The following is a 15,131-nucleotide window of genomic DNA, read 5'->3' on the forward strand; positions in this document are numbered from 1 at the left end:
CCAAGAGTGCCTCTGATTTACACTGGTGAATCAGTAACGCCAGTTCACCGATGCACTGAAGTTGCGCGGCGCGGCGTAGAAGCCCTGATCCCAGTACAGGCTGCTGATGTATTTCTCGTCGGTCAGGTTTTCACCATTGATGGAGAAGCTCAGCTGCTCGGTCACCTTGTAATTGGCAAACAATTGCAGGGTCGCATAGGCATCCTGCTCAATGGTGTGGCCAGCAGCGTGAACCCGGGAAATATCATCCTGCCAGTTGATGCCACCGCCCACCTTGAGCTGGTCGAGCATCGCCGGACGGTAGCTGGCGTATAAGCGTACAGTCTGCTCGGGGATGAAGTCGCGGTTCAGACCATTGCCGGCCTTGTTCTCGATATCCACCTTGGCGTAGCTGAACTCCATGTGCAGGCCTTCGACAAGTTCACCACTGACGGTCAGGTCGTAGCCATTGCTGTCGTAATCGCGACCTTCGTAGTAGTCGATCATCACCTGATCGTTGTTCGGGTCTTCAATCTGGCCGGCAAACTCCGCCACGTTGTTCTGCTGGGTCTGGTAGTAAGCCAGGGTTGCAATGAGCTTGCCGCCGAGAAATTGCCCTTTTACTCCCACCTCGTCATTGACGCCCTCGGTTGGGTCAATAAAAGACAGATCTTCGGCAACATCATCCTGCGCACGGAAGGTTTCTGTGTGGCTCGCGTAAAGGGAGTAATTGTCGGTCAGGCTGTACACCACACCCGCGTAGGGCAGAACCTTGCCATCCACCTTGGTGACTTTGCTGGTACCGTAGCCTTCACCTTCGGCCTCCCAGTTCACCACGCGGGCGCCGCCCACCAAGCTCAGGCTGTCGGTTAGGCGGAAGCGGGTCGCAGCGTAAAACGCACTCTGCTCTTCATCGAAATTACTGCCGGTCAGCCCGTCGGTATATACCGGTTTGACCGGGGTCTGGCCGTTCCACTGGGTGAAGTCGCCGATCGGCGGGAAGCCGTTGGTGTAGTCGTACAGCGAAACTTCTCTGGTTGAGCCTTCGGTCCAGTTGTAGCCGAAGAGCAGGTCGTGCTCGCGCCCCAGCAGCTGGTAAGTACCGGATACGCGCAGGTCGAACACGTCCTGCTTGCCGTCCAGGGTATAGCCGCTGGCGTAGCCTATCAGGCCTACGTCGGTGTCGCGATCCGGCAGGCTGTACATATAAAACAGCTCGCTGTCGCCTTCGATGTCCGCAGTGCTGTAGTAGCCCTTGAGTTCCCAGCCGTTGGCAAACTCGTGCTTCAGTTCGGCGAAGACTTCTTTCTCAATGTTGTCCCAGTAGGCCCACTCGGCAGAGGTGGAGGCGGACACGTCGTAATCGGTGGGTGTCCCGTCGGAGTACACCAGCGGCAGCGCGCCCCACAGTGGGCTGTCGGCGAGGCTGCTCTGGTAGCTGGCGCCCAGAGTCAACAGGGTGGATTCACCCAGGTCCTTTTCCAGCGCGCCGTAAACCACAGATTTGTCCATGGCGTAGAAGTCGAGATACGACTCCCTGTCTTCTTTGGTCATTACCACGCGGCCGCGCAGGCCATCGGTCAGGGTGCCGGATACATCGCTCTCCAGACGCAGACTGTCCCAGGAACCGGCGATGGCGCTGAAAGACATTTGCAGATCATCGGTGGGGCGTTTGCGCACCATATTGACGGTGGCTGACGGATTGCCGGCGCCACTCATCAGGCCATTGGCACCGCGCACCACTTCGATGCGCTCGTAGATGGAAGTATCGGTCTCACCGCTGCGGTTGCCGTAGGTCGATGGCAGACCCACGCCATCGACCTGGAAGTTGGTGACGTCAAAGCCGCGGGAGGAATAGTAGGTGCGGTCGGTTTCCACACTCTCCACCTGAATGCCCGGTACGGCCAGCAGTGCATCATTCAGGTTATACAAATTGAAGTCGTCCATTTGCACCTGGCCGATTGCGGATACCGATTGCGGTGTTTCCATAATCGATAGACCGAGGCCCGTCGCGGTGTCCAGGTCGCTGACCAGGTAGGAGTCCACCTGCTCGCCGACGACTTCCACATTCTCGAGCCTCTCGGAATTTTTCACTTCCGCGGCAATAGCCGCATTGGCTGCGGCGAGGGCGACCGCCAGAACAGCGCTGGCAAACAGACGGTGATTCGGTTGCATGGATGTGTCCCCAGTGACTACCCCTTGAATTTAGGACGGGAGTTTAGTTTAGCAAACATGCAAATACAACAGATTATCATTTAGATTTTGTTAAGACTGGCCCATTTATCCGGTCATCAAACTGCCACTCGCGCCATTTACCCTGCCCTATTTTTGAGGCCACCACCTTGCCCCCTAGTCATTCCAGCCGGCAGAAGAGCCCTCTCTGGGTACTGACCCACTGCGCTGCGGTGTTCGCTGTCTTGATTTGCCTGCTTACTGGACTGCGCATCGCCACTCTGTCGCAGCCTGCGTTGATACAAATCGAAGAACTGCTTCCCCAAGGCAAGGTACATCAGCTCCATTTTTTCAGCGCGCTGCTGCTTTCCTTTATTGCTCTCGGCTTTGTCGTGCACCGTCTGCGCATCCCATCGGCGACTGGCACTCCTTTCCGCCGTTGGCCAGGCTGGCATCGAGCGATCATTCGTGCCGGCTACCCGCTGCTCGCCGTCGCCATCATCAGTGGCTGGCTGCTGTTCAGCGGTACCAACCTGCGGCAGGTGCATCTGGCCTGCGCCTTCGGCGTGCTGCTGTACCTATTCCTTCACGGCGGCCTTTACGGTATCCGCTGGGGTAGGCAGGCACTCGTCGCTACACTCGTGCCGCAACTCTCGCGCACCTCTTTAGTAGCAGGCGTTGTCGTGATCGGACTCGGCTCGTTGTTGGTGTCCCTGGGCTGGGTAAACCTCCGCCAGCAGAGCCATTTCACCCTCACCGTCAACGCCATACCTTTGCGTATTCCTATACATATCGATGGCGAAGGCAGCGAACCACCATGGCAGAGCGCCCGCACCCTGTATGTTTTTACAGATGGCGGTGCCAACTTCGACAACGGCGCGACCGAGGTGGAACTGCGCGCGCTGCATAACCGCGAGGAGTTTTACCTGCAGGCACGCTGGCGCGATGCCGATGAGAGCCTGGCACACCTGCCCCTTGTGAAAAGCGCCCACGGCTGGGAGGTTCAACAACACGGCTTCCATCAGTTCAACGAAACCCGTCATTACGAGGACAAGTTCGCGGTGCTGCTCTCTCCCGATTGCGACTTTGCCGCAGCCGGCACCGCGCACCTTGGCAGGAAGCCCTTGAAAAACGCACCAGCCAACTGGCACGGCAAAGGTTATCACTACAGCGACGACGGCCAACTGCACGACCTCTGGCACTGGAAGGTGGTGCGCACCAACGACATGTATCTGGCCGATGACAACTACATCTCCAGCCCGGATATTCCGCGCCCCGGTGCGCGGCGCTACACCGCCGGATACCAGCAGGACGGCAAGGAGTCCGGTGCCTATGTGATGAACTGGCAGTGGTATCGCCCGGGCGCAATCACGCCCAAACGCCTGCCGTTGGATCCGGCGCAACTCGCCGTATACCAACAAGCGCAAACAGACCGGGAAAGCCGCCCGCAGTGGGTTGCCTCCTGGTTTGACTACCAGCCCTACTCTGCGGAAGCAGACAACAATTATGCCGAAGGGACCGCGATGCCCTCGGTCATCTACAACTCCAACCGCTTCGAGGGCGACCGCGCCGACGTGCGCGCGCGCGCGCAGTGGCGCGACGGTTACTGGACACTGGAAATGGCGCGCAAGCTGGTCACTGGTTCTTCACTGGACGTCCCCATTCACGACGGGATCTGCTTGTGGGTATCGGCGTTTGATCGCGCGCAGATCGCTCACACGCGCCACACCCGCGCGATCAGGCTGGAGCTGCAACAATGAACCTCTGGCAACGCACCCTGTTAATCGTCGGCGTGCCGCTCGCGGCCATCACCGCGGCCGTGTTACATCAGCCGTCCATACCGGAACCTGCGCCCTATCACCTCACCAAGATCGCTGCCGATGGTAAACCCCTACCGCCGTGGGCGGGGCCCTGGTCCTGCGTGTGCGACCGCAACACTAGCCTGCTGTGGGAAGTCAAAACCGACAATGAGGGCATTCACGATGGCCTGTGGACTTACTCCTGGTACCGTGCGGGAGCCGCAGGATTTCACACCGCGGCAAGAACAAATCTGGCAGAACCTTTGCCGGGAGCTGGTGTTCCCGATAACGGTGACTGTTATTTTGAAAAGACACGCTGCGATACCGAGGACCTGATCCGCCGCACCAACCGGCAAACCCTGTGCGGCGAAAACAACTGGCGGCTGCCGACGAGCACCGAGCTCGCCACCCTGATCTACCCCCTGGCCAAGGCGGGCCAGGCAAAAATTGATACGGACTATTTCCCGCATACCAAGCGCGGTGATTACTGGACCGCCGATGAGGGTGATACATTGCAAAATGTTTACCGGCATCTGCAAACCGGAGCTGAGGCCATCAGTTTTATCGAAGGGGAAAAGTTCACAATTCCGCATCGAAATGCCGCTTTTGTGCGCCTGGTCAGTGCCGATTCAAAAAGCTGTCATTAACCCCTCTCACACTGCCCTCGCTGTAACGATTCTCCTGGTTATTTTCCGTTAACAATAAACACGCACAAGGAATTCCCAATGAAATCCTCTCTGGGCAGCCTGGCACTGGCAACGGGCGCGGCGGGACTGATCTCCGTCCTCGCGGCAACCGGCGCAAATGCAGCCACCAAACACTACCGGCTGGTGTGGGACAAGGACGGCAGCAACAGCGCGGTCATCGGCTTTTCTCCCGACGGCAGCAGTAGCAACCCCTACGTCAGCTACGGTTATTCCACCAACGAAAGCAATTGGAGTAATGTCGCAGTCAATGCCACCCGCAGTTTCGGCGGCAGCATCACCAGCCACTTTGTACGACTGGAAAATCTCACCCCGGATTCAGCGATCTATTTCCGCGTATGCGATCAGAGCGGTTGCGGCGAGCGCTTCTGGTTCAAAACAGCGCCGGACACCGCCGACCCCTTCGTACTCGTTGCCGGCGGCGACACCCGCACCGGCCACACTACCCGTCGTCAGGGCAATCAGCTGCTGGCAAAAATCCGCCCGCTTGCCGTCATGCACGGCGGTGATTTCACCGATGCCAACAGCGCAACGCAGATGAGCGCGTTTCTCGACGACTGGACGCTCACCTATTCCAGCGACCAGATCGACGGCATCAGTTACAAGCGCATTTATCCGTTGATCCCAACCCACGGCAATCACGAAGACAACAACTACTCCACCCTGTGCCAGGTGTTCGGTGTGGACTTCAATGAAGACGGCAACTGCAACCCGAACGATACCTACGGCGCGGTGCAGATTTCTCCGCTGCTGCGGGTGTACACCCTCAACAGCCAGTTCCAGAACAGCGGTTGGTCCTCTTACGCCGCCAGCATGAACACCTGGCTGCAGAGCGATCTCTCCGCCTATGGCAACAACAGCGACTGGCGCTTCGCGCAGTATCACAAGCCGATATTCCCCCACTACTCTGGCAAGTCGGACAACCCCACCCTGTTCAACTGGTGGGCGCAGGCGTTTTACGACTACAGCATGAACCTGGTAGTGGAGTCCGACACGCACCTCACCAAACTGACCCAGGCACTGGTTCCCAGCGGCAATAATTTTTCCGCAACCAGCAACGGCGGCACCGTGTATGTGGGTGAAGGCAGCTGGGGCGCGCCGGCGCGTTCCGCCAATGACCCGAAATCCTGGACCATCGACCTCGCCAGTATCCAGCAATTCAAGGTGATTCAGGTCAGTGCAAACGAGCTAGCGGTACGCACCGCAGAGTTTGATAGTAGTGCTGCCACACTTTCGCACGCTCAGCGGGAAGCCGACGCGTTGCTGCTGCCAGCAAACGTCAACTGGTGGTCCGCCAACGGTATTGGTGAAACCCTGACATTGAACCGCAACGGCGCCAATCGCAGTGTGATCGCCAGTTCTTCCGGTGGATCGTCGAGCAGTTCGTCCGGCGGCTCTTCCGGCTCAGGCTCATCCGGTGGCGGTAGTGTGCAGCAGTTTACCCAGGCAGCCAGTGACGATGTGTTTATCGCGTCTGCTCGCGCCGGCAGTAATTATGACGGGCACAACGACGGATTGCTGGCGGATGGCAGCGACAGCTACTTTGGCAAGCTGTACACGCTGATCCGTTTCGATCTCTCCGGCCTGGAAAATTGCGGTAATTTCACCAGCGCAATGTTGGAGCTGAACATTACCGATCGCTCCAGCAATACTTATGGTGTTTACCAGGCCAATGGCAACTGGCAGGAAAACACGGCGAGCTGGAACGCGGTCGGCGGTAACAATGTTCTGGGCAGCCTCGCCGCAACGTTCGTGCCCTCCTCCACCGGTACCCGGCAGATCGACCTGCTCGCATCGGGCATTGTGGAATCCTGGATATCCGGCGGCAACACCGGACTGGTCATCGCGCCGCAGAGTGGCAGCAACGGCGTTGACATGACCTCCAAGGAAACCGGGCAGGGCCCGCTGCTGAAACTAGAGGCAGCCTGCGCGAACTGAAGTTTCACGGAACTTCAGGCAAAAAAATGGGGCTTCATTATGAAGCCCCATTTTCCCGCTTACTTATTCGACGAGATTACTCACCGCCTTTTAACGTGCGATCAAAAAAGTTCTTCATCATCTGATGCCAGTGCTTGCCGGTTTCCTTGCCGCGCAGGCTGTGCTTCTTGCCCGGGTAGGTCATCAGTTCGAACTGCTGGTCGTTGTCCTGCAGTTGCTTGATGAGCTTGGTGGTGTTGGTAAACAGCACATTGTCGTCCGCCATGCCGTGGTAGATCAGCAATTCGCCTTTCAGATCCTTGGCATAGGGGAATACCGAGGACGCCTCGTAGGCCTCCGGTACTTCATTGGGGTTGCCCATATAGCGCTCGGTGTAGTGGGTATCATACAGGCCCCAGTCGGTTACCGGCGCACCGGAAATACCCGCCTTGAAATAATCGCCGGCCTTAAACATGGTCATCAGCGCCATATAGCCGCCGTAGCTGTGGCCGTAAACACCAATGCGCTCAGGGTCGACAAACGGCAGGCTGCGCAGGAATTTCACCCCGGTCACCTGATCGTCTACTTCCACACTACCCATTTTCTTGAAGATCGGGTCCTCAAATTTTTTGCCGCGATTGGCGGAGCCGCGGTTATCCAGGGTGAACACCACATAGCCCTGCTGGGCCATGAACTGGTTGAAGGGGCGGTCCCAGCTGTTGGTCACCAGCTGCGCGTGGGGGCCACCGTACAGGAATACCATCACCGGATAGGTTTTCTTCGGGTCGAAACCAGCCGGTTTGTACATGCGGTAGTAGAGGGTGTGACCTTCCGGCGCCTTGATCTGGCCGAATTCAGGTTTGATCCAATCGCTCATATAGGGGTACAGCGGGTGGCCTTTCTCCACCTTGTTCTCCTGCAGCCAGGTCACGCGCTTGCCATCCACACCGTGCAGGCTCACCTGGGCCGGAGTCGTGGGATTGGAATAGGTGTCGATATAACCGGACGCGTCGTCGGCAAACTCGATGCTGTGCATACCGGAGCGGGAGGAAATCTTGTCGATCTTGCCGCTGCCGTTCAGATCGGTGACGTACAGGTGGCGCTCAAGCGGCGTGTCCTTGCGGCCGGAAAAATAGACCTTGCCGGCCTTCTCATCCAGCGCTTCCAACTCATCTATGGCCCAGTCGCCACGAGTCAGCTGTGCCAGTTGTTTGCCGTTGAAATCATACAGGTACAGGTGCTTGAAGCCGTCCTTCTCCGATGCCCAGATAAAACGGTCGCTGTCGTTCAGGAAACGCAGGTCGTGGAACAGGTTGACCCAGGTATCACTGGTTTCCACCACTGCATTGCGGGTTTTGCCGCTGGGGATATCCACAAAACGCAGCTCCAGCTTTTGCTGGCTGCGGTTCTGCCATTGATAGGAGAGCAGGTTGTCGCGCGCCCACTGCACCCGAGGAATGTAGATGTCCTGCTCCTTGCCCAGATCCAGCCACTGGGTTTTGCCACTGGCCAGATCCAGCACACCGAGTTTGATCTTCACGTTGGGGCGACCGGCAGCGGGATAGCGCTGCTGGATCAGGTCGATACGGTCCGCGTAGATCTCGCTGCGGGTCACTTCGTCTACCGGGCTCTCGTCCACCTGCAGGAAGGCGATGCGCTTTTCGTCAGGCGACCACCAGTAGCCGGTCATGCGGTCCATTTCTTCCTGGGCCACGAACTCGGCCATGCCGTTTTTGATCGGGCCTTTGCCGTCGGTGGTGAGCTGGCGCTCTTTGCCGGTGGCCAGGTCCACGACGAAAATATTCTGGTCGCGAATGAAGGAAACCCAATTTCCCTTCGGGGAAACCCGCACATCGGTTTCGAAGGCTTCGGTTTCGGTGAGGCGCTTGGACTTGCCGTTTGCCAGCTCGTAATAGAACACATCGCCGGCCAGCGGGAACAGCAGGGACTTGCCGTCTTTGGACCAGCTGTACTCCATGATGCCGCTACCGAAAATGCGCTGGCGCTCACGGCGGGCCTTCTCTTCGTCGGAGAGATTTTCCTCACCGGCGTGGAGTTTGTCGGAATTCACCAGCATGCGGGTCTCGCCGTCTTGCAGGCGGTATTCCCACAGGTCGTAGCGGTTGTAGTCTTCCTCGCGGCCCTTCAGGAAGGTGACCCGGCTGCCGTCCGGGGAGTACTGCAGCGCACGCGGGCTGGTGCCGGTAAGAGCGGGATCGGAGAATATTCTGTCGATGGCCAGCTGTTCAGCAGAAGAATGGCCGGCAAAAGCACAGCCCAGCAGGAAAAACAGTTTGCGTTTCATGCAGTCACTCGCATTTAGAAATTTTATGGTGCGGAAACTGCAGCACAGCTCCCCGAAATGATCGGGAGATAATAGGGGGATGGTCAATTGAGCGCCAGAATTTGCGGCGATATGACCTTATCCGGCGTCGAATACCGAGGCGGAATCCGTGTCGGATTGCGCGGCCGGTTGCGGTGAAACAAGACTGCCCAGTATTCCCGCCAGCAGTGCCATGGATACCGCCGGGATAATGGGATTCCCCCAAAATTCTTCCACCGTCGCCATGACCAGTAGCGAGGTGACTGACCCGGCCAGCAGCGACGCCAGCGCACCCTGCCAGCGGTAGCGCGGCCAGAACCGGCCGAGCAATCCACAGGCAAACAGCCCCGCCATCACGGTGGAAATCATTTTGCTGATATAGCCGATCAGGTCATCGGACAGCAGCGCCATACCCAGCGCCACACTGATCACCAACAGCAGGCCGATACGCGACTGGGCAAGGCTTTCGCGTTTAGTCGGTTTACTGAGATCCCGCACCAGCACGGAGACACCGGCAATGGCATCGGAGCTGGCGCTGGACATGGTGGCGGAGAGGCCGGCCAGCAGCACCAGCACGCCGATACCGAGCGGCAGTACTTCGATCGCGAGATAGGGGAATGCGTAATTGCGGTTTTCCAGTTGCGGGTTTAGAACAAACGCACAAATGCCAATAACCGCCGGCACTAGCGAGAAAAACAGGTAGAGACCGCCGGAAATATAAAACGACCTGCGCGCAGAACGGACACTGCGTGTCGAATAAATACGCTGACGGAAAGACGGGGTAGCGAGTACCCCCACCGCAATCACGGCAGCCAGGGAAATGGCCGGCAGCACGTCTATGGACTGCGCACGCTCGGCGGATTGCGAAACGTCGACAACCACTTCCCAACCACCGACGGTGTGGACGGCGAACACGGCCATCAACAAAAATCCGACAAACAGCACCAGTGCCTGTAGGGTATCTGTCCACACCACGGCGTGATAACCACCTACAATTACAAAAATACCGAAGCCGGTTGCCACCAGCAGTTTTGCCAGCTGCAAATCTATTCCGGCAATCCATGCGAGATACAGACTGCCGCCGAGAATATGCGCGCCGAGCCAGCCGAGGCTCGCAATCAGGATCAGCACTGCGACGACTTTTTTCACCAGCGGGTGATCGCCCACGTAGGACGCAAGCTCTTCACTCATGGTGGCAAAGCCCTGCGCCCGCGCGGGGGCAAACAGCAACCCCAACAGCAGTATCCCCACTGCGCCGCCAATCCCGTACAGGGCCCCGGCCCAGCCGTTGGCGTAACCAAATCCGACCGCACCCATGGATGAGCCGGTGCCCACCATGGTGGCGACGGTGGTGCCGATGGTGAGAAAAATGGGCAGGCTGCGGCCGGCGAGCAGGAAGTCGTCTTCGCTGCGGGTACGACGGGATGCGAACCAGCCGACGGCGATCAGGAATACGATGTAGAGGCCGAAGGCCCCGAGAAAAATACTGGCATTCATATGGAAATTTATTTTTATTGAACGCGTGTTATTGGATTATTTTTTTATTTCAGCGGCGACCTGTATAGACCTCAGGTTTCTGGACTTCTCTAAAAATCGTAGCGAGCGGGTGGCTGGTGGTGGCCGCCGGACGCCGCCAGGCGCACGCGCAGTAGATTTTTAGAGATGTCCTTATGGTTGCTTGTAACACACTACGCCAACTTCTACTTTGCAGTCCACCACCAGGTCGCACACGGAGCAGATTCTGGCTGGAGGGTGGTCTCCGAAATTTTGTTTGAAGACTTTGTTGAAAGACTGAAAGTATCGCGCATCGGTCAAAATGACGGTGACATGCACGACGTCTTCCACACCGTAACCTGCCTTGTCCATGATGGCGAAACAGTTGTCAATGGCGAGCTGGGACTGCTCCACAATCCCCCCTTCCACCACTTCGCCATCGCGCATCGGGGTCTGGCCCGATACATAGAGAAAACCACCGGCCTCTACTGCACTGGAAAATGGCAGGTGTTGACCACCTGTACCTGTGCCACCTTCGGCACCGAATCTCTGAATCATGATTACTACTCTTGTTGCAAGTTTAGTGGTACTGCTTTGTTCTCGGTCCTGTGGCGGCGGAGCACCGGGTAAAGCCTTTCGGGACCGCTGTGAATACGTCCCTGTACGCTGCGTCGGCAACATCCCTGTTGCCGACGCTCCCGAAAGGCTTTACCCGGCGCTCCGCCTTCGCATTGAATTTTCTTACTCCGTAAGTGGCATGAGCGATCGAGCTTACGAAGTACAGAAATTCGAAGCTAAGGTAAAGCACTGGGCGGGCACTTTCAGAAGCGTCGCAAACAGGATGTTTGCGCCGCAGCTCCCAGGGATGGGTTCACAGCGGTTCTGAAAGTGCCCGCCCAGTGATTTGCCGCCCCGAACCCCGAACAGAGCACCACGGAGCCCGAAAAGAACCACAGAACCTAGCCGCGAAACAAAAACGCTCCACTCCGGCTATCCAACACAACACCACCGGAATAAGCACAAACCCCATTCACCCAGACACGGGAAATCCCCCGCGCCGCCCTTTGCGGTTGCGAATAACTTGCCAGTGATTCCAACCCAGCGTAATCAAACAACACCAGATCCGCAGAGTAACCCTCGCGAATAAACCCGCGATTCGCCAAGCCGAAATTGGTCGCCGAAAGCCCACTCATCTTGTGCACCGCCTGCGGCAGATCAAACAATCCAAGGTCCCGCCCATAGTGCGCCAGTACCCGGGGAAAGGCGCCCCACAATCTCGGGTGCGGGTGTGGATCGTTCGGCAGGCCATCGGAACCAACCATGGTCAGTGGATGCGAGAGAATATTTTTTACATCCTCATCACTCATGCAGTGATACACCGCGCCCGCCGGCTGTAATTTTTCCGCGGCCTCATAACTGGAGAGATTCCACTCCCGCGCAATCTCCGCCAAAGGCCGGCCGCCCTGCTCCGGAAACGCCTCGGACCAGGTAATGAAAATTTCGATATCGTCCGTCACCTGTGCCAGGTCCAGCGTGCTGGAGCTCGCGTTATAGGGATAACAGTCACAGGCCACCTGCTGATGCTGCCCGGCAGTTTCCAGCGCGCCGAGCACCTCGCCACTGCGCCCCCAGTTACCGCGCCCGGCACATTTCAGGTGGGAGACGATCAGCGGTACGCGGTGTTCACGCGCGGTGAGCAGTGCTTCGTCGATGGCCTCGAGAATGCGATCAAACTCCGTGCGCAGATGTGTGGTGTACACCCCGCCCTGCTCTGCCAGCTCCGCAACCATTTCCAGAATTTCGGCGGTGTCCGCGCATTTCGCGCTGCCGTAGGCAAGGCCGGAACTGAGGCCGATGGCGCCCTGTTGCAGTGCCTCGCGCAGTTGCGCGCGCATCGCCGCGAGTTCGGTATCGCTGGCGGTGCGCTGCAGGTCGTCCATGTGGTTATTGCGCAGTGAGGTGTGGCCAACCAGCGCCGCCACGTTGACATTGGGGCGGGCGTCCTGCACCGCGCGGGCATAAGCGGAAAATTGCGGATAGGCGAAACGCGTGCGATCGCCGAGCAGGTTCAGCGGATCGGGCGGATCGCTTTTCAGAGAAACGGGGCTGGCGCTGATACCGCAGTTGCCGACAATGACAGTGGTCACGCCCTGGCTGATTTTGGCGGGTACCAGGGGCTTGTGGATAACTTCGAGATCGTCGTGGGTATGTACGTCGATAAATCCCGGGGCGAGGTGCAGACCTTCGGCCTCGATGATTTCGCGCGCCGGCTCAGTGATGCTACCGGGCGCGGCGATACATTGGATACGGCCTTCGGCAAGGGCGATGTCGGCGGTAAAAATGGCAGCGCCGCTGCCGTCGACAACCGAGCCTTTGCGAATCACCGTATCGTACGTCATTCCATTTCCTTGGTTTACTCTATTCAGTCTCCCAGCGGCAAGCGGTCCTCGCCATGCTTGTGACTGTCCAGAGTGTGCTTGAGGCGCCTGAGCGCCTCCCGGCTTTTGCGTTTCTGTTTTACCGCCAGCTCCGTGGCCAGCACGTCGATGGCGGCGAGCATGACGTAGCGGGCGGCGGTGGGTTTGAAGATGTAGTCCGTCTCCAGCGGCTCCATCGGCACCAGGTGGTGCAGCACCCGCGCCAATGGCGAATCCGCCACCGTCACACCCAGTGTGGTTGCGCCGTATTCCCGCGCGATTTCCGCCGCTTCCTGCACATCCGGGCTGTAGCCGCCCATGGACAGGCACAGCACCACATCGTTGCTGTCGATGGTGGAGGCAGCCATGCGCATCAGCATGGGATCCGAATAGGACGTGGCCGGAAAGCCGAGCCGGAAGAACCGATGCTGGCACTCCTGCGCAAATACCGTGGAACCGCCACCCACTCCGAAAATCAAAATCTGTCGCGCGCGCGCCAGCGCTTCCACCGCGGGCTCAATCACGGCTTCGGTAATCAGCCGCGCATTGTGATCCAGCGCCGCTTTGATCTCGTCGTAAACCCCGTAATTGGCTCCCGGCTCCACTTTGACTTCGGTGTAGAACCGCTGCCCGATGGCCACCGCCTGCGCCAGCCGCAGTTTGAGATCGCGCACATTCTTGCAACCCACCGCCTTGGCAAAGCGGGTAATGGTGGCCTCGCTGACGCCGGCTTTGCTCGCCAGCTCGCTGATACTGGCGTGAGCGGCAAAGCTGATATCGTCCGTCACCAGGCGGGCAATCTTCTGTTCTGCATCGCGCAACTGGCCGTAATGGGCGTTAATTTTCGAGACAATATCCGGTTCGTGACTCACGGCAGCTTTCCTGTTTTGCTGGAGTTTCGAATCCCGCACGCCGTCGGCGGACGGCCAGAGGGCGGGCTTCAGAAGCGGATATGGATGTTACTCAAGTCGGTGCAGTATAGGTATCGTGTTTGTTACTTTCAACACCATAATTATTTATGTGATACTTTCTACCAAATTATATTCTGACAACTGGGATGGAGCCGGCCCGATGAACCTTTCTCACATGACGGAAAACCCGCGCCCTACACCCAACCTGCTGCGCGAGGACATTCCACTGCCGGCAGCGGTGGTGTACCGCACGCGCCTGCAACACAACCTGCAGTGGATGCAGGCCTTTGCCGATCAACATGACGTGAAGCTAGCGCCCCACGGCAAGACCAGCATGACCCCGGCGTTCTTCCGCCTCCAGCTGGCCGCAGGCGCCTGGGGCATGACCGTCGCCAACCCGCAACAGGCGCGGGTGGCCGCGGAGGCCGGCACGACACGGGTGCTGATGGCCAATCAGCTTGTCGGCCTCGGCAATATGCAGCTGGCCAGCGCATTGCTGGCGGATTACCCGCAGCTGGAGTTTTACTGCCTGATCGACTCTGTGGAAAACGCGCGGCAGCTGGGGACTTTTTTCGCGGAAAGGCAACAGACGCTGAAACTGCTGCTCGAAGTCGGCGTACGCGGCGGTCGCACCGGTTGCCGCGATTCTACACAGGCCCACACCCTGTGCGACGAAATCCAACGCTGGCCACAGCTACAGCTGGCCGGGGTGGAAACCTATGAGGGCCTGATTCAGGGCGAGCGCGCCGAGACGCGGGTGATCGAGCACCTGCAGGAGGTGCGCGACCTGTGCCTGGAACTGCTGGCGCAAGAGAAAATCGGCATCGAAACGGCGATACTGAGCGGCGCCGGCTCCGCCTGGTATGACCTGGTTGCACGGTTTTTTACCGATCACCGCGAACCGCGCCTCCTGCCGGTGTTGCGCCCCGGCTGCTATCTCACCCACGACCGCGGCATCTACCAAAAGGCGCAGGCAGGAGTAATGCAAAGGATGGAGGGGCGCTGCTGCCCACCGGGAGATCTGCACTCGGCGCTGGAGGTCTGGGCCTATGTGCAGTCGCTGCCAGAACCCGGTATGGCTATTCTGAATTTCGGCAAACGGGACGCGGCCTATGATGCGGGACTGCCGCGCCCGGAACGGCATTTTCGCCCGGGCCGGGATGCCGCACCGCGCGCGGCGGACGAAAGCTGGCAACTCACCGGCATCATGGACCAGCACGCGATGATGAAAATCCCCGAGGACGCGGATCTTCAAGTGGGCGATATGCTCGCGCTTTCCACCTCGCATCCGTGCCTGACCTTCGACAAGTGGCGACAGCTGCTGGTGATCGACGACGACTTCAATGTGCTGGAAACCGTCGATACCTGTTTTTAGGCCAAGACTTTTAGACCTCAGTTTTTAAACGCGGAAAATC

At 58.5% G+C, this 15,131-nt stretch carries 10 protein-coding genes; 4 read left to right on the forward strand and 6 right to left on the reverse strand.

The window, feature by feature from the left end:
• Positions 1-30 precede the first annotated feature (30 nt).
• The gene (locus GNX18_RS10210) at positions 31-2,154 is read right to left on the reverse strand and encodes a TonB-dependent siderophore receptor (protein ID WP_166217672.1); all 2,124 of its coding nucleotides are present in this window, start codon (positions 2,152-2,154) and stop codon (positions 31-33) included.
• Positions 2,155-2,396: 242 nt separating this feature from the next.
• Between GNX18_RS10210 and GNX18_RS10215 the strand changes: the two genes are divergently transcribed.
• From GNX18_RS10215 to GNX18_RS10225, 3 genes are all read left to right on the forward strand, one after another.
• On the forward strand, positions 2,397-3,911 hold the full coding sequence (locus GNX18_RS10215) for an ethylbenzene dehydrogenase-related protein (RefSeq protein ID WP_205827851.1): 1,515 nt from the start codon (positions 2,397-2,399) through the stop codon (positions 3,909-3,911).
• A complete protein-coding gene (locus GNX18_RS10220; protein WP_166217675.1) occupies positions 3,908-4,597 on the forward strand; it encodes a DUF1566 domain-containing protein in 690 nt (229 codons plus the stop codon). The genes GNX18_RS10215 and GNX18_RS10220 overlap by 4 nt, the downstream gene beginning before the upstream one ends.
• Before the next feature lie 78 nt (positions 4,598-4,675).
• Positions 4,676-6,592 (forward strand): DNRLRE domain-containing protein, encoded by a 1,917-nt coding sequence (locus GNX18_RS10225; RefSeq protein ID WP_166217678.1) that lies wholly within the window; start codon positions 4,676-4,678, stop codon positions 6,590-6,592.
• Between the two features lie 76 nt (positions 6,593-6,668).
• Here the strand turns inward: GNX18_RS10225 and GNX18_RS10230 are convergent, their stop codons facing one another.
• From GNX18_RS10230 to GNX18_RS10250, 5 genes are all read right to left on the reverse strand, one after another.
• Positions 6,669-8,876 (reverse strand): S9 family peptidase, encoded by a 2,208-nt coding sequence (locus GNX18_RS10230; protein WP_166217681.1) that lies wholly within the window; start codon positions 8,874-8,876, stop codon positions 6,669-6,671.
• A gap of 117 nt (positions 8,877-8,993) precedes the next feature.
• Complete coding sequence (locus tag GNX18_RS10235; RefSeq protein ID WP_166217684.1) at positions 8,994-10,391, reverse strand: sodium:solute symporter; 1,398 nt, start codon at positions 10,389-10,391, stop codon at positions 8,994-8,996.
• 171 nt (positions 10,392-10,562) lie between these two features.
• On the reverse strand, positions 10,563-10,946 hold the full coding sequence (locus GNX18_RS10240) for a RidA family protein (protein ID WP_240913959.1): 384 nt from the start codon (positions 10,944-10,946) through the stop codon (positions 10,563-10,565).
• Positions 10,947-11,347: 401 nt separating this feature from the next.
• A complete protein-coding gene (locus GNX18_RS10245) occupies positions 11,348-12,787 on the reverse strand; it encodes an amidohydrolase family protein (RefSeq protein WP_166217687.1) in 1,440 nt (479 codons plus the stop codon).
• Between the two features lie 23 nt (positions 12,788-12,810).
• Positions 12,811-13,677 carry a MurR/RpiR family transcriptional regulator gene (locus GNX18_RS10250; protein ID WP_138237040.1) on the reverse strand — a complete coding sequence of 289 codons (867 nt, stop codon included), beginning with the start codon at positions 13,675-13,677 and terminating at the stop codon, positions 12,811-12,813.
• Positions 13,678-13,876: 199 nt separating this feature from the next.
• On the opposite strand from GNX18_RS10250, the gene GNX18_RS10255 reads away from it, so the two are divergent.
• A complete protein-coding gene (locus GNX18_RS10255; protein ID WP_166217690.1) occupies positions 13,877-15,091 on the forward strand; it encodes an amino acid deaminase in 1,215 nt (404 codons plus the stop codon).
• Positions 15,092-15,131 lie beyond the last annotated feature (40 nt).

The organism is Microbulbifer sp. SH-1 (assembly GCF_011326135.1).
GTDB lineage: Bacteria > Pseudomonadota > Gammaproteobacteria > Pseudomonadales > Cellvibrionaceae > Microbulbifer > Microbulbifer harenosus.